This window comes from Streptomyces araujoniae (assembly GCF_050871195.1).
Taxonomy (GTDB): domain Bacteria; phylum Actinomycetota; class Actinomycetes; order Streptomycetales; family Streptomycetaceae; genus Streptomyces; species Streptomyces bacillaris.
In genome coordinates this window covers 4390663-4409137 of the sequence record NZ_CP194070.1, presented here as the reverse complement: position 1 = coordinate 4409137, position 18475 = coordinate 4390663, and the positions used below count along the sequence as shown (strand labels likewise).

The following is an 18475-nucleotide window of genomic DNA, read 5'->3' as shown; positions in this document are numbered from 1 at the left end:
TTTCTCCTCATCTTCCTCGCAGCGCATTTCGCCGCAAGACGGAATTGGCACCTTCCCCACCGTGACCTCGCGGTCGGCAGGAGGGTTGCCGGGACTTCAACGGGCCGTTCCCTCAGTCCCTCTGGATGAGCTCTGTGGCACCGGATCTTCGATCCGGGCGTTTGTGTGACGACGGACCCCGACATGCGACGGTCGTCCGCGTTGTTCAAGACTGTAACCGAAGGACGGGACGGTTGAGATAGTCGTCCGAACGGCGAGATGGATCACACACAGGGAGTTCAGACCGTGCTCGAAGAGGTGGAACGCTGGCTGACCAGGCGGTCCTGGTCGTCCGCCGACCGCCCGCTGGACCGGCTCCTCGACGCCCGGACCGCCGAACCGCACCGCACCTCGGTGAGTGTGGTGCTGCCCGCGCTGAACGAGGAGGCCACGGTCGGGGCGATCGTGGCGACGATCCGGCGGGAGCTGATGGAGAAGGTCCGGCTGGTGGACGAACTGGTGGTGATCGACTCCGGTTCGACCGACGCGACCGCCGCCGTCGCCCGGGAGGCGGGCGCGCGGGTGGTCCACCGGGACGCGGTGCTGCCCCGGATACCGGCCCTGCCGGGCAAGGGCGAGGTGCTCTGGCGGTCGCTCCTGGTGACCAGCGGGGAGATCGTCTGTTTCGTCGACGCGGACCTCAAGGACTTCTCGGCGGACTTCGTCTCGGGGACGGTCGGCCCGCTGCTCACCGATCCCACGGTGCACTTCGTCAAGGCGATGTACGACCGCCCGTTCGGCGACACCGCAGGTCAGGGCGGTCGCGTCACCGAGCTGGTGGCCCGCCCGCTGCTCAACCTGCACTGGCCGCAGCTGGCCGGGTTCGTGCAGCCGCTGGGCGGTGAGTACGCGGTACGGCGCTCGCTGCTGGAGCGGCTGCCGTTCCCGGTCGGTTACGGAGTGGAGCTGGGGCTCCTGGTCGACGCGCTGCACACCGTGGGCCTCGACGCGCTGGGCCAGGTCGACGTGGGGGTGCGGCGCCACCGCCACCAGGACGGGCAGGCGCTGGGCCGGATGGCGGCGGCGATCTACCGCACGGCCCAGCTGCGGCTCTCCCGGGGCCATCTGGTGCGGCCCGCGCTGACCCAGTTCGAGCGGGGGGCGGAGGGGTTCGTGCCGCGCACCCATGCGGTGGACACGGAGGAGCGGCCGCCCATGCGGGAGATCGCGGAGTACGCGGAGCGGTGGGCGGCGTGAGGCGGGCGCGGGGCTCCGGCAGCTCCGAGGCGGGCGCGGAGCTTCGGCAGCCCCGAGCCGTGCGCGGGCGAGGCGGCCGGCGTGAGGTGTGCGCGGGCGCGGTGGGTGGCGCGGTGCCGGTGACCGGTCCGCCGGACGCGCGTTTGGCGGCTTCCCTTACGGGCTAGGTTCCGCTACATGGTCACCGAGCATGCCGAAGCCACCGCCCAGGTCCTCGTCGCGTCCAACCGCGGCCCCATCACGTACACGCTCGGCGAGGACGGAGCGCTCGACGCCAAGCGCGGCGGCGGGGGGCTCGTCTCCGGGCTGAGCGCCGTCGACGACAAGCTGTGGGTCTGCGCGGCCCTCGGGGAGGGCGACCGCGAGGCGGTGCGGCGCGGGGTCGGTGAGCCCGGCGTACGGATGCTGGACATCGACGCCGAGGTGCACGCCGACGCGTACAACGGCATCGCCAACTCGGTGCTGTGGTTCGTCCACCACCTGCTGTACCAGACCCCCGTGGAGCCGGTCTTCGACGCGGAGTTCCGGCGCCAGTGGGCCTCCTACGAGACGTACAACCGGGCCTTCGCCCAGGCCCTCGCGGAGGAGGCGGGGGAAGGGGCGGCGGTGCTGGTCCAGGACTACCACCTGGCCCTCGTCCCCGGGATGCTCCGCGAGCTGCGCCCGGACCTGCGGATCGGCCACTTCTCGCACACCCCGTGGGCGCCGGTGGACTACTTCCGGCTGCTGCCCGACGACATCGGTGAGCAGTTGCTGCGGGGCATCCTCGGCGCGGACCGGGCCGCGTTCCTGACCCGCCGGTGGGCGGACGCGTTCATCGGCTGCTGCACGGAGATCCTGGGCGGGACGGGCCGGACCCGGATCGGGGTGCACGGGCTGGGGGCGGACGCGGACTTCCTGCGCCGGCGCTCGCGCGAGGCGGACGTGGACGAGCGGATGGGCGCGCTGCGGGAGCAGGTGGGCGAGGACCGGAAGACGATCGTACGGGTGGACCGCACGGAGCTGTCCAAGAACATCGTGCGCGGCCTGCACGCCTACCGGGCCCTGCTGGAGACCCGCCCGGAGTGGCGCGAGCGCGTGGTCCACGTGGCCTTCGCCTACCCCTCCCGCCAGGACCTCGCGGTCTACCGGGACTACACGGCTGCGGTGCAGTCGCTGGCCACGGAGATCAACGGGACGTACGGGACCGAGAGCTGGACGCCCGTCGTCCTCCACGTGAAGGACGACTTCGCCCGCTCGCTCGCCGCGTACCGGCTGGCGGACGTGGCCCTGGTCAACCCGATCCGCGACGGCATGAACCTGGTCGCCAAGGAGGTCCCCGTCGTCTCCGACCACGGCTGCGCGCTGGTGCTGTCACGGGAGGCGGGGGCGTACGAGGAGCTGGGCGAGGACGCGATCGTGGTGAACCCGTACGACGTGGCGGGCACGGCGGAGGCGCTGCACGAGGCCCTGTCGATGGGCACCGAGGAGCGGACGGGCCGCACGAAGCGGCTGGCGGAGGCGGCGACGGCGCTTCCGCCGCAGCGCTGGTTCCTGGATCAGCTGGAGGCGCTGCGGCAGGAGTGAGGGGAGCCGCTCACGGCGCTCACGGCGCTCAGCTCCGTACGCCCGGCGTTCCCGGCGCTCAGCTCCGTGCGCCGGCACTTCCGGCACTTCCGGTACGGCTCGGAGGCGGTCGGGCCAGATGTGCGCGAGCGCGGCTCAGAGGCGGTCGGCCAGCGCCGCCAGGAGCTCCACCACGGCGGCCGGTCCCGGCACCAACAGGTCCGCGCGCTCGGCCAGTTCGGGCACCTCGGCGCTGCCGCTGCACACCAGCAGTCCCGGGATCCCCTCCGTGCCCGCGCCGCGCAGCTTCTCCACCGTGGCGAAGGCGGCGAGGTCCCCGAGGTCGTCGCCCGCGTACAGCACGGAGGTGGCGTCCACCTCCCGTACGTACTCCGCGAGCGCGACGCCCTTGTCCATGCCCGGCGGGCGCAACTCCAGGACCTGGCGGCCCGGTTCGAGGATCAGCCCGTGGCGGGCGGCCAGCTCGCCGAGGGGGCCGCGCAGGGTCTCGAAGACGGCCTGCGGGTCGTCGGCACGGCGGGTGTGGACGGCGACGGCCTGGCCCTTCTCCTCGATCCAGGTGCCGTGCCAGGCGCCGAACTCGTGCAGTACGCCGGGGAGTTCGGCACGCGCCTCGGCCACGCCGGGGTGCGGGGCGGGAGCGTTCACGGTGCCGGTGGCGGCATCCCAACGCTCGGCGCCGTAGTGGCCGAGGACGACGAGGTGGTCCAGGCCGGGGACGCCCGCGAAGCCGCCGTACCGCACGGCCACGCCTGCCGGGCGGCCGGTGATCACGGCGATCGAGGCGACCTTCGGGGCGAGCGCGGCGAGCGCCTCGGCGGCGCCGGGGTGGGCGCGGGCCTGCTCGGGGTCGGGGACGATGTCGGCGAGCGTGCCGTCGAAGTCGAGAGCGACGACCGCGCGGCCGGGCCGTTGGAGGATGGCCTCCAGGCCCTCCCGTCCGGCCGGAGTGGTCGGGGTCGGCAGAGGTACGGAGTGGCTGCCCATGGGGTGAGCGTAGCAATGCGGCCCCTCCGGCGATCGGGGAGCGGAGATTCGGGGCAGCGCCGCCCGACGCGGACCATCGACGCCCCAGGCCCGCCCGGGGCTCCGCCCCGCACCCCGCTCCTCGATCGCCGGAGGGGCTTGAACTGCGCGCCCCGGCCCGTCGACGCGGGCCCGCCGGGCGCATCCGCCCTCCTCAAGCGCCGGAGAGGCTTGAATCGCGCTTCGCAGCCGAAAGCCGAGGGGGCGAATCCAGCCCCTCCGGCGTTCGAGGAGCGGGGGCACGGGGGCAGCGCCCCCGAGGGGCCGGGATTCACCGTCTCCCCCGGCGCTCCTCCTTCAGGCGGCGGAGGCGGTTCACCGTGACCGGGTCCTCCCGCAGCGCCCGCTCGTCCTCGATCAGCGCGTTGAGCAACTGGAAGTACCGCACCGGGGACATCCCCAGCTCCTCCCGGATCGCCCGCTCCTTCGCCCCGGGCCCCGCCCACGGCCTCCGCTCCAGCGCGAGCACCGCCCGCGCCCGGGCGGACAGCCCGGCGGAAGCGGAAGCGGACGGCGGGGGCCCGGAGCCGGATCCGGGCTCACCGGAGCCGGGCTCGGCACCGGAGGCGGGCTCGGCACCAGGCTCGGAGTCGGAGCCGGGCTCGGCACCGGAGGCGGGCTCGGCACCAGGCTCGGAGTCGGAGACGGACTCGGCACCGGAGGTGGGCTCGGCACCGGACTCGGCACCGGAGGTGGAGTCAGCGCCTGGCTCGGAGTCGGAGGTGGTCATACCGCCAACCTAGCCGCGACCACCCACACCGCGCCCAGGCCCCGATCCACGCGCCCCGACCCCGGGCCCGGCTGGGCCCCCCGCGCCCGCTACTCCGCGCTCTCCGCGCGCGTCGCCTCGGACGCTATCGAGCCGAGCACCCGCTCGGGGCTGCCGCCGGGGGCGACCGCCTCACCGATGTTCTTCTTGACCGACTCGCTCACCGTCGCCCAGGACGTCTTGCCGAAGGGGGGCAGCTGGGAGTTGGGCAGCGCGGCCAGGAACTCGCGCAGCTTCACGTGCTTGTTGTCGGTCTCCATCTCGGCGGAGGCGCTGCCGGTCACCGGGAGCAGGTCGTACTCGTCGGCGAAGGCGAGGACGTTCTCGTCGGAGTAGGCGTAGTCGAAGAACTTGCCGATCGCCTGGCGGTTGCCGTTCTGCTTGAAGCCCATCATCCAGTCGGCGACGCCCATCGACCCCTTGGTCGGGCCCTCCGCGCCGGGCAGCGGCACCATGCCGACCTTGACGCCCTTGGCCTCGGCCTCCTCCATCAGCGTGGGGTGGCCGTTGAGCATGCCGACCTCGCCCTTGGTGAACGCCTCGAAGGCCTTCGCGCGGTCCAGCTTGCCCGGGGCGACGGGGCCGGTGAGGCCCTTGCCGACGAGGTTGTCGCGGAGCCAGGTGAACGTGGCGATGTTCTGGGCCGAGTCGATGTCGTACAGGCCGACGTCGTCGACGTAACCGCCGCTGTTGCTGAGCAGCCACATCATGGTCTCGGCCTGGGCCTCCTCCTGGCCGAGCGGGAGGGCGAAGGGGTACTTCACCCCCTGGGCCTTGAGCGCGGCGGCCCCGCTCTGGATGTCGTCCCAGGTCTTGGGGGCCTTCAGGCCCGCCTGGTCGAAGAGGTTCTCGTTGTAGAAGAGCAGCCGGGTGCTGGCGACGAACGGGAGCCCGTACAGCGTGCCGTCGACCTTGCCCGCGTCCGTGAGGGAGGGGAGGAAGTTGGCCTGGGTGCGGATGGAGACCATCTGGTCGACGCTGTAGAGCTTGTCGGCCTTGGCGAAGTCGGCGTAGGCACCGATCTGGGCGATGTCGGGGGCCTTGCCCTCCTTGACCATCTCGGCGACCTTGCGGTCGACGTCCTTCCAGGAGAGGACGTTGACCTCGACCTTGATGCCGGGGTTCGCCTTCTCGAAGCCGGCCACGAGGCCGCTCCAGTACTTCTCGGAGCTGTTGGCCGCGCTCGTGCCGTAGTCGGCGGCGACCAGCTTCAGGGTGACGTCGCCCGTGCCGCTGTCCTCCCCGCAGCCCGACAACGTTGCCGTCATACCCAGCGCGGCAACCACCGCGGTCAGAACCGTAAAGCGCCGCTGCACAGCCTCGCCCATCCTCGTTGACACTCCACCTGATCACGGACGGTGGCGTACCGTCACCGTGCGGGACCTCTCCTGGGCCGGCCGCGGTGCCGCCACCCGTCCTGCCACCGTCCGGGTGAACAGCGATTTTCCCCCATACCGGAGGGGGAGGTCTACACCACCGGAGTATCGCTTCGGCAACGTGTACGGGCTCCGGAGGCCACAACTGGCTTACGTGGTCTGGCAGTCGGAGCCCCGAACCCGTATCTTGGTCCAGACCATTGGGCGCGCGGAGCCCTGCCATGGATCCTTTGCGGGTGCCCATTTCACCGCTTTCCCAGGGAAAACACCCCGCGCCCCTTCGTTCATCATTTTGTATGGATGCGCAACAAACTGCGCTAGTGGACTAGACCTTTTAGGGGTCGGCGGGCGAAACTGTCTCCCGTGAGACATGTCATCGCCCTCGATGTGGGCGGCACCGGAATGAAGGCCGCGCTGGTCGGGACCGACGGCACGCTGCTGCACGAGGCGCGGCGGGCCACCGGCCGGAAGCGCGGCGCCGACGCGGTCGTCGAGACCATCCTCGCGTTCGCCGCGGAGCTGCGCGCCTACGGCGAGGAGCACTTCGGCGAGACCGCCGTGGCCGCCGGGGTCGCCGTGCCCGGCATCGTCGACGCCGAGAGAGGGATCGCGGTCTACTCCGCCAACCTGGGCTGGCGCGACGTGCCGATGCGGGCCCTGCTCGCCGAGCGGCTCGGCGGGATCCCGGTCGCCCTCGGCCACGACGTCCGCACCGGAGGGCTCGCGGAGGGCCGTATCGGCGCCGGGCGGGGCGCCGACCGCTTCCTGTTCATGCCGCTCGGCACCGGGATAGCCGGGGCCATCGGCATCGGGAGCACCATCGAGGCGGGCGCCCACGGGTACGCGGGCGAGATCGGCCACATCGTGGTCCGCCCCGACGGCCCCCTGTGCCACTGCGGGCAGCGCGGCTGTCTGGAGACCCTGGCCTCCGCCTCCGCCGTGACCCGGGCCTGGGCCGCCGCGTCCGGCGACCCGGAGGCGGACGCCGCGGACTGCGCCAAGGCCGTCGAATCCGGCGATCCGGCGGCGATCGCGGTCTGGCGGGACGCGGTCGACGCGCTCGCGGCCGGACTCGTCACCGCGCTCACCCTGCTGGACCCGCGCACGCTCATCATCGGTGGCGGGCTGGCGGAGGCCGGGGAAACCTTGTTCACACCACTGCGTGCGGCCGTCGAGGAACGCGTCACGTTCCAGAAGCTGCCCCGCATCGTCCCGGCGGCCCTCGGGGACACCGCCGGATGCCTGGGCGCGGGGCTGCTCGCCTGGGATCTACTCTCCACGGAGGTTTCCGCCTGATGGCCGGACGCGCAGCAGACAGCACGGTCCTCGCGGGCGCCCGGGTGGTCCTTCCCACCGGGACCGTGGAGGACGGCCGGGTGACCGTCGAGTCCACCCGGATCTCCGGCACCGCTCCCGAGGACGCCCGGGTCGTCGACCTCAGCGGCCACTGGGTGGTTCCCGGCTTCGTCGACATGCACAACCACGGCGGCGGCGGGGCCTCCTTCACCTCCGGCACCGCGGCCCAGGTCCTCGACGGGATCCGTACGCACCGCGAGCACGGCACCACCACCCTGGTCGGCTCCATGGTCACCGGCGAGATGGACTTCCTCGTCCGGCAGGCCGGGATCCTCTCCGAGCTGGTCGAACAGGGCGACCTGGCCGGACTCCACTTCGAGGGCCCGTTCATCTCGCCCTGCCGCAAGGGCGCCCACAGCGAGCAGCTGCTGCGCTACCCGGACCCGGCCGAGGTCCGCAAGCTGGTCGACGCCGGGCGCGGCACCGCCCGGATGGTGACCCTCGCCACCGAGCTGCCCGGCGGCATCGACTCCGTCCGGCTCCTCGCCGACCTCGGGGTGATCGCGGCGATCGGCCACACGGACGCCACGTACGCGCAGACCGTCGAGGCGATCGAGGCGGGCGCCACCGTCGCCACGCACCTGTTCAACGCGATGCCCCCCATCGCCCACCGCGAGCCCGGCCCGATCACCGCGCTCCTGGAGGACGACCGGATCACCGTCGAGCTGATCAACGACGGTACGCATCTGCACCCGGCGGTCCTGGAGCTGGCGTTCCGCCACAAGGGCGCCGGCCGGGTCGCGCTGATCACCGACGCGATGGACGCGGCCGGGTTCGGCGACGGCGCGTACCAGCTCGGCCCGCTCGCCGTCGAGGTCCGCGACGGCGTCGCCCGGCTGGTGGAGGGCGGCTCCATCGCGGGCTCGACCCTCACCCTGGACACCGCGTTCCGCCGGGCCGTCACCATCGACCGGATCCCGGTGGAGGACGTCGTACGGTCCATCTCGGCCAACCCCGCCCGCCTCCTCGGCGTCGACGACCGGGTCGGTTCGCTGGAGCCGGGCAAGGACGCGGACCTGGTGGTGCTCGACGAGGACTTCGTCCTGGCCGGGGTCATGCGCAAGGGCGAGTGGATCATCGAGCCGAAGACGGCGTGAGCGCCCGTCCCCGGCGGGCAGGTCCTGGCGGGGCACGTAACGAAGAGATGGCGGTCGGAGCCGAGGTCTGGGCCCGGCCGCCCTCCCTTTGGCATGATCAACGGGCTTGCGGCCCGTACCACCGGGCCGGGACCCGTGGCGCGTACCACCGGGCGAAGGACCGACGGGCCGACGGCCCGGCGCGCCGGCGGATCGAGGGAGAGGGCCGGACCACGTGATACTGACCGTCACGCTGAACACCGCGCTCGACGTGACCTACACCGTCGACGCGCTCGTCCCGCACCGCAGCCACCGGGTCGGCGAGGTCATCGAACGCCCCGGCGGCAAGGGTCTCAACGTCGCCCGGGTGCTCGGCGCGCTCGGCCACGACACCGTGGTCACCGGCTTCGTCGGCGGGGCCACCGGAGCCGTCCTGCGCGACCTCCTCGCCCCGCTCCCGCCCCGCGACGCGCTCGTCCCGGTCGCCGGGAACACCCGCCGTACGCTCGCGATCACCGACCGGTCGACCGGCGACACCACCCAGCTCAACGAGCCAGGACCCCAGGTCGGCGCCGCCGAGTGGGCCGCCTTCCTGCGCACGTACGGGGAACTCGTCGCGGACGCCGACGCGGTGGCCCTCTGCGGCTCGCTGCCGCCGGGCATCCACGTCGGGGCGTACGCGGAGCTGATCCGGACCGCCCGCGCCGCCGGCGTGCCCGTCCTCCTGGACACCAGCGGCGAACCCCTGCGCCGGGGCGTCGCCGCCCGCCCCGACCTGGTCAAGCCGAACGCGGACGAGCTGGCCCGGCTGACCGGCTTCCGCGAGCCGCTGCGCGCCGCCCGGGACGCCCGGCGCCGCGGGGCCCAGGCGGTGATCGCCTCCCTGGGCCCCGAGGGGCTCCTCGCCGAGACCCCGGAGGGCGGCTGGCGGGCCGCCCCGCCCGCGCCCGTCCGCGGCAACCCGACCGGAGCGGGCGACTCCGCGGTGGCCGGGCTGCTCTCCGCCCTGGCCGAGGGGCTCGGCTGGCCCGACCGGCTCGCCCGCGCGGTGGCCCTGTCGACGGCGACCGTCCTGGCCCCGGCGGCCGGCGAGTTCGACGCGGCGGCCTACCCGGAGCTGCTCCCGCGCGTGCGGGTGGAGCCGTACGCCGCCGCCTCGTGACCCCGGGCCGGAACGCGTACGCCGGGCCCCGGTCGGGGCCCGGCGTCTTCACCAGGGGATGAGGCGGTCCGCTACTTCTGCGTGACTTCCAGCCAGTCGAGGACCACGTCGCACTGGTTGCCGTCCTCGCACGAGATCTTGATCTCGTTCTCGCCCTTCTTGAGGTCGACCGGCGCCCAGGTGGTCTGCCAGTTCTTCTCCAGGTTCGTGTCCGAGGAGTTGATGAAGTTCTTCAGCCCGATCGGCTGGGTGTTCGGCTTCCCGTTGACCGTCAGGGTGGCGTTGGCGTCGACGGCCGGGATGGCGTAGCGCACGGTGAGCCGGTAGGAGCCCTCGGTCGGCATGTTCGCCTTCCAGGTCACCGAGGAGCCGACGTTGTTGAACCCGGTGACGTACGTGCCGTTGACCCCCTGGGCCCCGTCGACCGAGCTCTCGACCGTGGTCGAGCCGCCCAGCGTCAGCGTCGCCGCGTCCTGCTTCGGCAGTTCGAGGGCCGGGGTCTCCTCGGGCTTCTTCTCCGGCTCCTTCGCCTTGTCGGACTCCTTCGCCTCACCGTCGGAGCCCCCCGAGGACGCGGCCTCGTTCTTCTTGTCCTGGTCGCCGTCGTTGCCCGACAGCAGTGCGGCGCCGATGCCGATGAGGACGACCGCGACCACGGCGACCGCCGCGATCAGCAGCGCCTTGGTGTTGGGGCCGCCCCGGCCGCCGGAACCGCCGCCGTCCTGGGCCGGGCGGTGCGCGGTGGGCGCCCCGCCCGGGTAGGTCTCGGGGGCGGCGTACTGCGGGTTCGGCTGGTGGTACTGGGGGGCGGGCTGCTGGCCGTAGGCCTGCTGGGGCGGGTAGCCGTACCCGGGCTGCGGGGGCACCTGCTGCTGCCCGTACTGGCGCTCGCCGACGGCCCGCACCTGGTTGTACGACGTCCTGGGCACGCCGGGCTGCGCGGCCGGACCCGGGTAGCCGTAGCCGCCCTGTCCGGGCGGCTGGGCGCCCGCCGCCTGTCCGTCCGCGTACAGGTAGCCGAACGGATCGTCGTCCTCGGGCTTGCTCGCGCCGTTGTTCCCGGCCGTCATCCCTGGGTCACTCCTCACCATCTCGCCAGCCGTCGCCGACCGGGCGAGCCTACCTCGAACGGAGCACCGTCCGAATGACGATCACCCGCGGGACGGATCCGGCGGAACGGGTACGGGGTAGGGGCAGGGCCGGGCGGATGAACGTCAGCCGGCCCTGCGGTGAACCTTGGACCGCGACCGCTTCTCGACGTACATCCGCTGGTCGGCGGAGCGCAGGACCTCTTCCACGCTCATCCCGCACTCGGCCCAGCCGATGCCGAAGCTCGCTCCGACCCGGACGGCACGCCCGTCGACCCTTATGGGCGGAATGATGGCATTTCTGAGGCGTACGGCCAGGTCAGCGGCGTCCGCCGCCCCGAGCCCGTCCGCGAGCACGACGAATTCGTCACCTCCGAGCCGGGCGACCGTGTCGCCGTCCCGGACACAGGTGGAGAGCCGCCGCGCGACCTCGATGAGCACCGCGTCACCCGTGTGGTGCCCGAACCGGTCGTTGATGGACTTGAAGCCGTCGAGGTCGCAGAAGAGGACCGCGAGCCCTTTCGTGCCGTCGTCGTGCTCCGCGTCGGGGGCGAGGGCGTGCACATGGTGGTCGTAGAGCCCGCCCGCCGGCACCGCCTCCCCCTCGTACCCGTCCGCCTGGTAGCTGTGGGTGAGCGACGACTCGACGTCCCCGTACGCCGCGTCCAGCGCCTCGATCGCGGTCGCCGCCGGGGAGTCCGGGCGTTCGCAGAGCCGGGCGCCGATGCGGGACTTCAGCTCGGCGCTGTTGGGCAGGCCGGTGAGCGCGTCGTGCGAGGCGCGGTGGGCGAGGTTCAGCTCATGGCGCTTGCGCTCCTCGATGTCCTCGACGTGGGTGAGGAGGAAGCGCGGGCCGTCGGCGGTGTCCGCGACGACGGAGTTGCGCAGCGAGACCCAGAGGTACGTGCCGTCCCGGCGGCTCAGCCGCAGCTCCGCCCGGCCGCCCTCGGCTGAGGTGCGCAGCAGGGTGCCGATGTCCTCGGGGTGGACGAGGTCGGCGAAGGAGTAGCGGCGCATCACGGAGGCGGGGCGGCCGAGCAGCCGGCACAGGGCGTCGTTGGTGCGCAGCAGCCGGCCCTGCTGGTCTCCGCCCATCTCCGCGATGGCCATGCCGCTCGGCGCGTACTCGAAGGCCTGCCGGAAGGACTCCTCGCTCGCCCGCAGCGCCTGCTGCTCCCGCTCCAGCCGGACCAGCGCGCGCTGCATGTTTGCTCGCAGGCGAGCGTTGCTGATCGCAATGGCGGCCTGGGAGGCGTACATCTGGAGCGCCTCGCGCCCCCACGCGCCGGGGCGGCGCCCGTTGCGCGGCCGGTCGACGGATATGACCCCCAGGAGGTCCCGGCCGCCCCCGGAGGCGTACATCGGGGCGTAGAGGCGGTCCAGCGGGTGCCACTCGTCCTCGAACCGGGGCTCGGGCCCCTCGGTGTGCCACTGCGGTACGTCGTCGTCGAGCAGGACCCAGCCCTCGGTGTGCGGGATGAACCTCAGCTGGTCCCAGGACTCGCCCATGGCGAGGCGGCGCTCCCAGGAGGCACGGGAGCCGACGCGGCCGGTGATCAGGGCCTCGGCGGCGGCGTTGCCCGCGAAGGCGGCGATGACGAGGTCGCCGTCGGGCCGGACCAGGTTGACGCAGCCCAGCTCGTAGCCGAGACCGGTGACGATGCCGTCCGCCACGGTCTGCAGCGTGTCCGCCAGACTCCGCGCCGTGTTGAGATCAGCGACGGCCTGGTGCAGCTGCCGCATGGTCGCAAGGCGGACATAGGGTTCCGACTCGGCCTCCATCGCTCGCACTCCCCGAGACCTCGACAGCAACTCCAGGTTTCATATCGACGTACTTGTTGCAGTGTCACGGCCACTGAATCACAGTGAGCTGTGCACCCGGTACACAGGGTCAGCAGAAAATGGACTCTGTGACCCAAGTCACAACAGATGGTTCAGGGATCGGGAGTGACTCTTCCGCCCTTCCCTCGTTTCCCTGGCGCAAATTCGGCCACGCCTCTCCCGGGCGTTTCGGCCACTCTCCGGGGTCCGGACACGGTCGCCGAGCGCGCCGCCGTACGGCGCCGGGCCTAGGACCGGCCGGGGCCGGACTGGTCCCCTGGCCCGATGCGGCGGCCGGGCGGGCGCGGTTAGCGTTCCGGTGTGCTCCAGAAGACTCCCGCCACCCAACGCCCCGAGACCGTGCCCCCCGCCGCGGGAGCCGGTGCCGCCCCGCCTGCCGAGGGGGCGGGCGCCGTCCCGCATGCTGAGGGGGTGAGCAACGACGAGTTCCGCGCAGCACTCGCGCGGCTGGCCGCCGGAGTGGTGCTGGTCACCGCCCAGGAGCCGCCGCTCGACGAGGAGGGCCGCGGCGAGGACGTCGGGATGACGGCCACCGCCTTCATGTCCGTCTCCCTGGACCCGCCCCTGGTGATGGTGAGCCTGCGCAACGGCTCCCGGATGGACGACCTGCTCGACGAACAGCCCCTGTGGGCCGTCTCCGTGCTGGCCGCGAGCCAGCGCCACATCGCGGGACGGTTCGCCATGAAGGGCCGGATCAGCGACCGGCTGCTCTTCCAGGACCTGGCGTACGTACGGGGCGGAGTGAGCCACGCGCCCCTGATCGGCGGAGCGCTGGCGACGCTGGAGTGCCGTACGGAGCAGCGCGTGGTGGCCGGTGACCACACCCTGGTGATCGGGCGCGTGCTGACGGCGGAGCTGCCGAGCCCGGAGGGCGAGCCGCTGACCTACTTCAAGGGGCGTTACCGGCAGTTGGGGTGAGGCCCGACCGGCAGTTGGGGAAGGCCCGCCTCCGGTCCGGGTGAGGAACCTCTCCGGTGACGCGCCTCGCCGGTCGTGTGCCCCTCCGGTGACGCGTACCTCTCCGGTCGTGCACCTCTCCGGTGACGCGCACCTCTCCGGCCGCCGGGCGTGGCCGCCTCCGGTCATGCGCCTCTCCGTTCGCGCCCGGCCGCCTCCGGCGCGGCGGCGGAGCCGGACCGTCGCGCCCGGGCTACCAGTCGCGCCCCGAGCGGCCCCTTTTGGTCTCGCCGCGCTGCTTCTTCTCGCGCAGCCTGCGCTCGTTGATCCCGCGCGGGATCTTCCGCTTGATGCGCGGCTTGGGCGGCGGCGCGGTGGCCTCGGCCAGGAGCGCGGCGAGCCGGACGGCGGCCGTCTCGCGGTTGCGCCACTGGGAGCGGTGCTCGGAGGCCCGTACGGAGACGACCCCGCCCACCAGCCGCCCCGCCAGCCGCTCCAGCGCCCGCGCCTTCCACACCTCGGGGAGCGCGTCGGTCGCGGCGAGGTCGAAGCGCAGCTCCACCTGGGAGTCGCTGGTGTTGACGTGCTGGCCGCCGGGACCGGAGGAACGCGAGAAACGCCACATCAGCTCGGCCTCCGGAAGGGAGACCGAGCCGCGGATGACATAGGGCCCGGACATGACACCCATGTTCCCCGCTCCCCGCCCGGTCCGTCACCTCCTTATCGGCCTCCGGTCCTTATCGGCCTCCGGGACCGCCGGGGGTCTCTTCCGGAGGAAGTTCGGCAAAGAAAGTAAAGAGAGCAGGAACCTCATGGTCTGCTGACTGCGTTATGACGGGTGACGGTAGCTTTCGTGATGGCACGAATGCCCGCACACGACGAGGAAAGGGACTTCCCATGGCTGTAAGCCTGTCCAAGGGCGGCAACGTCTCGCTCACCAAGGAGGCCCCGGGCCTGACCGCCGTCACGGTCGGCCTCGGCTGGGACGTCCGCACCACCACCGGCACCGACTTCGACCTCGACGCCTCGGCCATCGCGGTCAACGCGGCGGGCAAGGTCGTCTCCGACGCCCACTTCGTCTTCTTCAACAACAAGTCGACGCCGGACCAGACCATCGTGCACACCGGTGACAACGTCACGGGTGAGGGCGAGGGCGACGACGAGCAGATCAACGTCAACCTGGCAGGCCTGCCGGCCGACGTGGACAAGATCGTCTTCCCGGTCTCGATCTACGACGCCGAGAGCCGCAGCCAGAACTTCGGCCAGGTCCGCAACGCCTTCATCCGCATCCTCAACCAGGCCGGCGGCGCCGAGATCGCCCGCTACGACCTGAGCGAGGACGCCGCCACCGAGACCGCCATGGTCTTCGGCGAGCTGTACCGCAACGGTGCCGAGTGGAAGTTCCGCGCGGTCGGCCAGGGTTACGCCTCCGGCCTCAGCGGCATCGCCCGCGACTTCGGCGTCAACCTCTGATCCAGCTCTGATCAGCTGATCACGAGCTGACCCGCTCAGCACGAGAGCCCCCGGCCGCCTGCGCGCGGCCGGGGGCTCCCGCGTCTGCGCACCGTAGCCAACTCCCGTGCGCGACGCAGTGGAATCACGCCACTCCACCGGATACCGGACAGCACAGCACCCCAGTCGGACAAGAACTGGTCAAAAACTTGTGAGGCAATTGTCGGCACACGGTCAACTTCGCCGATTCGGTGGCACGCTCTCCGCTCGTAGTCCCCCCACAGGACGACCGACGGAGAACACACATGAACCTCCATTCCACCCCCCACAACTCCCCTGTCGCACGCACCACTCGGGGAACCCGCACCACTCGGCGGCTCGCGGCGCTCGCGGCGGTCGCCGCCATGGTCGTCGCCGGAGTCCAGACCGGCTCGGCGGTCGCCACCCCGGCCGACGGCAACGGCGACAACGGCAGCGCATCGGCGGCACCCACCACCGCCGCCGCACTCGGCGTCAACTCCTCGGCCGACCGCGCCACCGCCATCAAGTCGGCGCAGAACGGGACCGCTTCGGCCGCCAGGGCCCTGAAGCTGGGCGACCAGGAGAAGCTGGTCGTCCGTGACGTGATCACGGACGCCCGGGGCACGGTCCACACCCGCTACGAGCGCACCTACGACGGCCTGCCCGTCCTCGGCGGCGACCTCGTGACCCACACCGCCGCCGACGGCACGCTCAAGGGCGTCGACAAGGCGACGGACGCGAAGATAGCCGTGGCGTCGACCACGCCGAAGCTGAAGAGCGCGGCGGCCGACGCCCGCAAGGTCATCTGGGCGGGCCACGGCGGAAAGCCCGTCCTCGCCTTCGAGACCGTGAAGACCGGAGTGCTGAAGGACGGCACGCCCAGCCGGGTCCACACCCTCACCGACGCCACGACCGGCGAGAAGCTGTACAGCTACGAGGCGGTGAAGACCGGCGCGGGCCACGGCCAGTACAGCGGCGAGGTGGAGATCACCACGACCAGGACCGACGCCGGCTTCGAGCTGACCGACGGCGAGCGCGGCGGCCACAAGACGTACGACCTCGACCAGGGCTCGTCCGGCACCGGCGCCCTCGTCACGGACGACGACGACACCTGGGGCGACGGCACGGCCGGGAACCGGCAGACCGCCGCCGTCGACGCCCACTACGGCGCCGCGAAGACCTGGGACTTCTACAAGTCGGCGCTCGGCCGCGACGGCATCCGGGGCGACGGCCAGGCCGCGTACTCCCGCGTCCACTACGGCAAGGCGTACGTCAACGCGTTCTGGGACGACAGCTGCTTCTGCATGACGTACGGCGACGGCGAGGGCGACAAGAAGCCGCTCACCTCGCTCGACGTCGCGGGCCACGAGATGACCCACGGCCTGACCTCCGCCACCGCCGACCTCAACTACTCCGGTGAGTCCGGCGGCCTCAACGAGGCGACCAGCGACATCCTCGGCACCTCGGTGGAGTTCTTCGCCGACAACGCCTCGGACGCCGGTGACTACCTCATCGGCGAGATGATCGACATCAACGGCGACGGCACCCCGCTGCGCTACATGGACCAGCCCAGCAAGGACGGCAGCTCGGCGGACTACTGGGACGAGAACCTCGGCGACCTGGACGTCCACCACTCCTCCGGCGTCGCCAACCACTTCTTCTACCTGCTCGCCGAGGGCAGCGGGAAGAAGACGGTCAACGGCGTCGACTACGACTCCCCCACCGCCGACGGCTCGACGCTGACGGGCATCGGCCGGGAGAAGGCGTACCAGATCTGGTACAAGGCCCTCTCCGTCTACATGACCTCCACCACCGACTACGCGGGCGCGCGCGTCGCGACCGAGAAGGCGGCGACCGACCTGTTCGGCGCGGACGGCGAGGAGCTGAAGGCGGTCTCGGCCACCTGGGCGGCGGTCAACGTCAAGTAACCGCAGGCTCGGTACGGTGCAACGCCAGGCCCCGTGCGTGCGGAAGCCGGTCAGTCCTCCACGGACGGCCGGCTTTCGCCGTACAGCCAGTCGTCCCACAGCCCGGTCAGGTCCTCGCCCGTCTCCTCCTCCACGTAGGCGGTGAAGTCGTCGGTGGAGGCGTTGCCGTGCCGGTGCGTCTCCGTCCACCCCCTGACCAGGTCGAAGAACGCCTCGTCGTCGTCGATCGCGAGCCTGAGCCGGTGGACGACCATGGCCCCGCGCCCGTACACCGGCGCCTCGGAGATGTCGGCGGCGGACGGCGGTACGGCGGGCGGGAAGGCCCAGTTGGCCTCGTCCTCGTACGCCTCGTCGAAGCTCTCCTCGACCGGTACGCCGTCGTGGTCGGCGGCCCAGAGCCACTCCGCGTACGTGGCGAAGCCCTCGTTGAGCCACATGTCCCGCCAGCTCTTCGGGGTGACGGAGTTCCCGAACCACTGGTGGGCCAGCTCATGGACGAGGAGCGCGGTGTCGGGCGGGCCGGGGAAGACGGGCCGGTTCTGGGTCTCCAGGGCGTACTCCGCGTCGCCCGTACGCTCCACGATCGCCCCGGCGGAGGTGAAGGGGTAGGGCCCGAACTTCTCCGCCGACCACGCGAGCACCGCCGGGATCCCGTCCAGCACCTCCTCGCTCGCGGCCTCCGACTCCGGGTCCACGGCGGTGAAGAGCCGGATGCCGTCGGGGGTGGCGGACTGGTGGGTGGAGAAGCGGCCGACGGCGAGCGTCGCCACATAGCTCGCCATGGGCTCGGCGGTCCGCCAGTGGTAGGTGGTACGGCCGCCCTCCGTGCGCCGGGAGACCAGCTCGCCGTTGGAGACGGCCGTCAGCGGTTCGGGGACGGTGACCTCGATGTCGTACGCGGCCTTGTCGCTCGGGTGGTGGTTGCCGGGGAACCAGGCCATGGAGCCGGTCGGCTCCCCGAGGGCGACCGCCCCGTCCGCCGTCCGCAGCCAGCCCTCCTTCGACCCGTCCGGGTCGGTGATGGTCTGCGGGGAGCCGGAGTAGCGCACGACGGTGGTGAACGTGCGCCCCTTGCGCAACCGGCCCTCCACGGCGGCGCCCGGACGGATGATCAGCTCCTTGCCCGCCCGGTTCACGGCCGCCGGGCGCCCCTCCACGGTGGCGCTCTCGACGTCAAGACCGGCCAGGTCGAGGTGGAAGGCGCTCAGGTCCTGGGTGGCGCGGGCGGTGATGGTGGCGGTGCCGCGCAGGCGGTCGGCGGGGCGGTCCGACGGCCGGGCGGCGGGGCCGCGGCTGTCGTCCGCGGGACCTTCGTCGTCGGCGGAGCCGTGCTTGCCGTCGGTGGCACCGTGCTTGCCGTCGGCGGAGGGGCGCTTGTCGTCGGCGGGGCCGTGCTCGTCGTCGGCGGAGGGGTCGATGTCGAGTTTCAGGCTGTAGTGGGTGACGTCGTAGCCGCCGTTGCCGAGCGCCGGGAAGTACGGGTCGCGGAGCCCGGCCGCGCCCGGGGTGCCCTCGACGCCGCCGGTGCAGCCCGCGCCGAGGAGGGCGAGGGCGAGGAGCAGGGCGAGGGGGGCGGCAGCGGGAGTGCGGCGGTTCACCGGTCGATCCTAGGCGTCGGGGCACGAGCCTCGGGAAGAGCGGCCCGGGAAGGGAAGGAGCCGCCCGCCCCGGGGGATGGGC

At 72.3% G+C, this 18475-nt stretch carries 15 protein-coding genes and 1 riboswitch; of the genes, 8 read left to right on the top strand and 7 right to left on the bottom strand.

Features of this window, described 5'->3' with window-relative positions; genetic code table 11:
- Nucleotides 1–4 precede the first annotated feature (4 nt).
- Nucleotides 5–132, bottom strand: a riboswitch (SAM riboswitch).
- 153 nt (nucleotides 133–285) lie between these two features.
- A complete protein-coding gene (locus tag ACQ9ZG_RS18870) occupies nucleotides 286–1236 on the top strand; it encodes a glucosyl-3-phosphoglycerate synthase (protein ID WP_109915106.1) in 951 nt (316 codons plus the stop codon).
- Between the two features lie 177 nt (nucleotides 1237–1413).
- Complete coding sequence (locus tag ACQ9ZG_RS18865) at nucleotides 1414–2802, top strand: alpha,alpha-trehalose-phosphate synthase (UDP-forming) (RefSeq protein WP_109917253.1); 1389 nt, start codon at nucleotides 1414–1416, stop codon at nucleotides 2800–2802.
- 135 nt (nucleotides 2803–2937) lie between these two features.
- On the opposite strand, the gene otsB is transcribed toward ACQ9ZG_RS18865, so the two are convergent.
- The 3 genes from otsB to ACQ9ZG_RS18850 all read right to left on the bottom strand — a co-directional run bounded on the left by otsB (nucleotide 2938) and on the right by ACQ9ZG_RS18850 (nucleotide 5925).
- Nucleotides 2938–3789 (bottom strand): trehalose-phosphatase, encoded by an 852-nt coding sequence (otsB, locus tag ACQ9ZG_RS18860; RefSeq protein ID WP_028419551.1) that lies wholly within the window; start codon nucleotides 3787–3789, stop codon nucleotides 2938–2940.
- A 310-nt stretch (nucleotides 3790–4099) separates the two neighbouring features.
- Nucleotides 4100–4318 carry a DUF3263 domain-containing protein gene (locus tag ACQ9ZG_RS18855; protein WP_028419550.1) on the bottom strand — a complete coding sequence of 73 codons (219 nt, stop codon included), beginning with the start codon at nucleotides 4316–4318 and terminating at the stop codon, nucleotides 4100–4102.
- A 329-nt stretch (nucleotides 4319–4647) separates the two neighbouring features.
- The gene (locus ACQ9ZG_RS18850) at nucleotides 4648–5925 is read right to left on the bottom strand and encodes an ABC transporter substrate-binding protein (RefSeq protein ID WP_028419549.1); all 1278 of its coding nucleotides are present in this window, start codon (nucleotides 5923–5925) and stop codon (nucleotides 4648–4650) included.
- A gap of 450 nt (nucleotides 5926–6375) precedes the next feature.
- Here ACQ9ZG_RS18850 and ACQ9ZG_RS18845 point away from each other — a divergent pair, with 450 nt between their 5' ends.
- From ACQ9ZG_RS18845 to ACQ9ZG_RS18835, 3 genes are all read left to right on the top strand, one after another.
- Nucleotides 6376–7269 carry an ROK family protein gene (locus tag ACQ9ZG_RS18845; protein ID WP_375138264.1) on the top strand — a complete coding sequence of 298 codons (894 nt, stop codon included), beginning with the start codon at nucleotides 6376–6378 and terminating at the stop codon, nucleotides 7267–7269.
- Nucleotides 7269–8426, top strand: a complete 1158-nt coding sequence (gene nagA, locus ACQ9ZG_RS18840; RefSeq protein ID WP_018489021.1) for an N-acetylglucosamine-6-phosphate deacetylase — start codon at nucleotides 7269–7271, stop codon at nucleotides 8424–8426. The genes ACQ9ZG_RS18845 and nagA overlap by 1 nt, the downstream gene beginning before the upstream one ends.
- A 214-nt stretch (nucleotides 8427–8640) precedes the next feature.
- Nucleotides 8641–9567: a 1-phosphofructokinase family hexose kinase gene (locus tag ACQ9ZG_RS18835; RefSeq protein ID WP_499280903.1), complete on the top strand. Its 927-nt coding sequence runs from the start codon at nucleotides 8641–8643 to the stop codon at nucleotides 9565–9567.
- A gap of 71 nt (nucleotides 9568–9638) precedes the next feature.
- On the opposite strand, the gene ACQ9ZG_RS18830 is transcribed toward ACQ9ZG_RS18835, so the two are convergent.
- Together ACQ9ZG_RS18830 and cdgB are read right to left on the bottom strand one after the other, a co-directional pair.
- Complete coding sequence (locus tag ACQ9ZG_RS18830) at nucleotides 9639–10637, bottom strand: CBM35 domain-containing protein (RefSeq protein ID WP_109916717.1); 999 nt, start codon at nucleotides 10635–10637, stop codon at nucleotides 9639–9641.
- Nucleotides 10638–10781: 144 nt separating this feature from the next.
- The gene (gene cdgB, locus ACQ9ZG_RS18825; RefSeq protein ID WP_084993343.1) at nucleotides 10782–12437 is read right to left on the bottom strand and encodes a diguanylate cyclase CdgB; all 1656 of its coding nucleotides are present in this window, start codon (nucleotides 12435–12437) and stop codon (nucleotides 10782–10784) included.
- Nucleotides 12438–12908: 471 nt separating this feature from the next.
- Here cdgB and ACQ9ZG_RS18820 point away from each other — a divergent pair, with 471 nt between their 5' ends.
- Nucleotides 12909–13415 (top strand): flavin reductase family protein, encoded by a 507-nt coding sequence (locus ACQ9ZG_RS18820; RefSeq protein ID WP_018489017.1) that lies wholly within the window; start codon nucleotides 12909–12911, stop codon nucleotides 13413–13415.
- Nucleotides 13416–13647: 232 nt separating this feature from the next.
- Here ACQ9ZG_RS18820 and arfB read toward each other — a convergent pair whose 3' ends face one another.
- The gene (arfB, locus tag ACQ9ZG_RS18815) at nucleotides 13648–14082 is read right to left on the bottom strand and encodes an alternative ribosome rescue aminoacyl-tRNA hydrolase ArfB (RefSeq protein ID WP_019762784.1); all 435 of its coding nucleotides are present in this window, start codon (nucleotides 14080–14082) and stop codon (nucleotides 13648–13650) included.
- Between the two features lie 209 nt (nucleotides 14083–14291).
- On the opposite strand from arfB, the gene ACQ9ZG_RS18810 reads away from it, so the two are divergent.
- Both ACQ9ZG_RS18810 and ACQ9ZG_RS18805 read left to right on the top strand, forming a co-directional pair.
- Complete coding sequence (locus ACQ9ZG_RS18810) at nucleotides 14292–14867, top strand: TerD family protein (protein ID WP_018489015.1); 576 nt, start codon at nucleotides 14292–14294, stop codon at nucleotides 14865–14867.
- A 284-nt stretch (nucleotides 14868–15151) separates the two neighbouring features.
- Complete coding sequence (locus ACQ9ZG_RS18805) at nucleotides 15152–16795, top strand: M4 family metallopeptidase (RefSeq protein WP_109916582.1); 1644 nt, start codon at nucleotides 15152–15154, stop codon at nucleotides 16793–16795.
- 50 nt (nucleotides 16796–16845) lie between these two features.
- On the opposite strand, the gene ACQ9ZG_RS18800 is transcribed toward ACQ9ZG_RS18805, so the two are convergent.
- Nucleotides 16846–18393, bottom strand: coding sequence for a M1 family metallopeptidase (locus tag ACQ9ZG_RS18800; RefSeq protein ID WP_499280900.1), 1548 nt, complete (start codon nucleotides 18391–18393; stop codon nucleotides 16846–16848).
- Nucleotides 18394–18475 lie beyond the last annotated feature (82 nt).

Excerpts from the sequence above, each read along its gene's own strand:
- cdgB (WP_084993343.1), bottom strand. The coding sequence starts at position 12,437 with ATGGAGGCCGAGTCGGAACCCTATGTCCGCCTTGCGACCATGCGGCAG.
- ACQ9ZG_RS18810 (WP_018489015.1), top strand. The coding sequence starts at position 14,292 with ATGGCTGTAAGCCTGTCCAAGGGCGGCAACGTCTCGCTCACCAAGGAG.
- ACQ9ZG_RS18805 (WP_109916582.1), top strand. The coding sequence starts at position 15,152 with ATGAACCTCCATTCCACCCCCCACAACTCCCCTGTCGCACGCACCACT.
- otsB (WP_028419551.1), bottom strand. The coding sequence starts at position 3,789 with ATGGGCAGCCACTCCGTACCTCTGCCGACCCCGACCACTCCGGCCGGA.
- ACQ9ZG_RS18845 (WP_375138264.1), top strand. The coding sequence starts at position 6,376 with ATGAAGGCCGCGCTGGTCGGGACCGACGGCACGCTGCTGCACGAGGCG.
- arfB (WP_019762784.1), bottom strand. The coding sequence starts at position 14,082 with ATGGGTGTCATGTCCGGGCCCTATGTCATCCGCGGCTCGGTCTCCCTT.
- ACQ9ZG_RS18830 (WP_109916717.1), bottom strand. The coding sequence starts at position 10,637 with ATGACGGCCGGGAACAACGGCGCGAGCAAGCCCGAGGACGACGATCCG.
- nagA (WP_018489021.1), top strand. The coding sequence starts at position 7,269 with ATGGCCGGACGCGCAGCAGACAGCACGGTCCTCGCGGGCGCCCGGGTG.
- ACQ9ZG_RS18865 (WP_109917253.1), top strand. The coding sequence starts at position 1,414 with ATGGTCACCGAGCATGCCGAAGCCACCGCCCAGGTCCTCGTCGCGTCC.
- ACQ9ZG_RS18850 (WP_028419549.1), bottom strand. The coding sequence starts at position 5,925 with ATGGGCGAGGCTGTGCAGCGGCGCTTTACGGTTCTGACCGCGGTGGTT.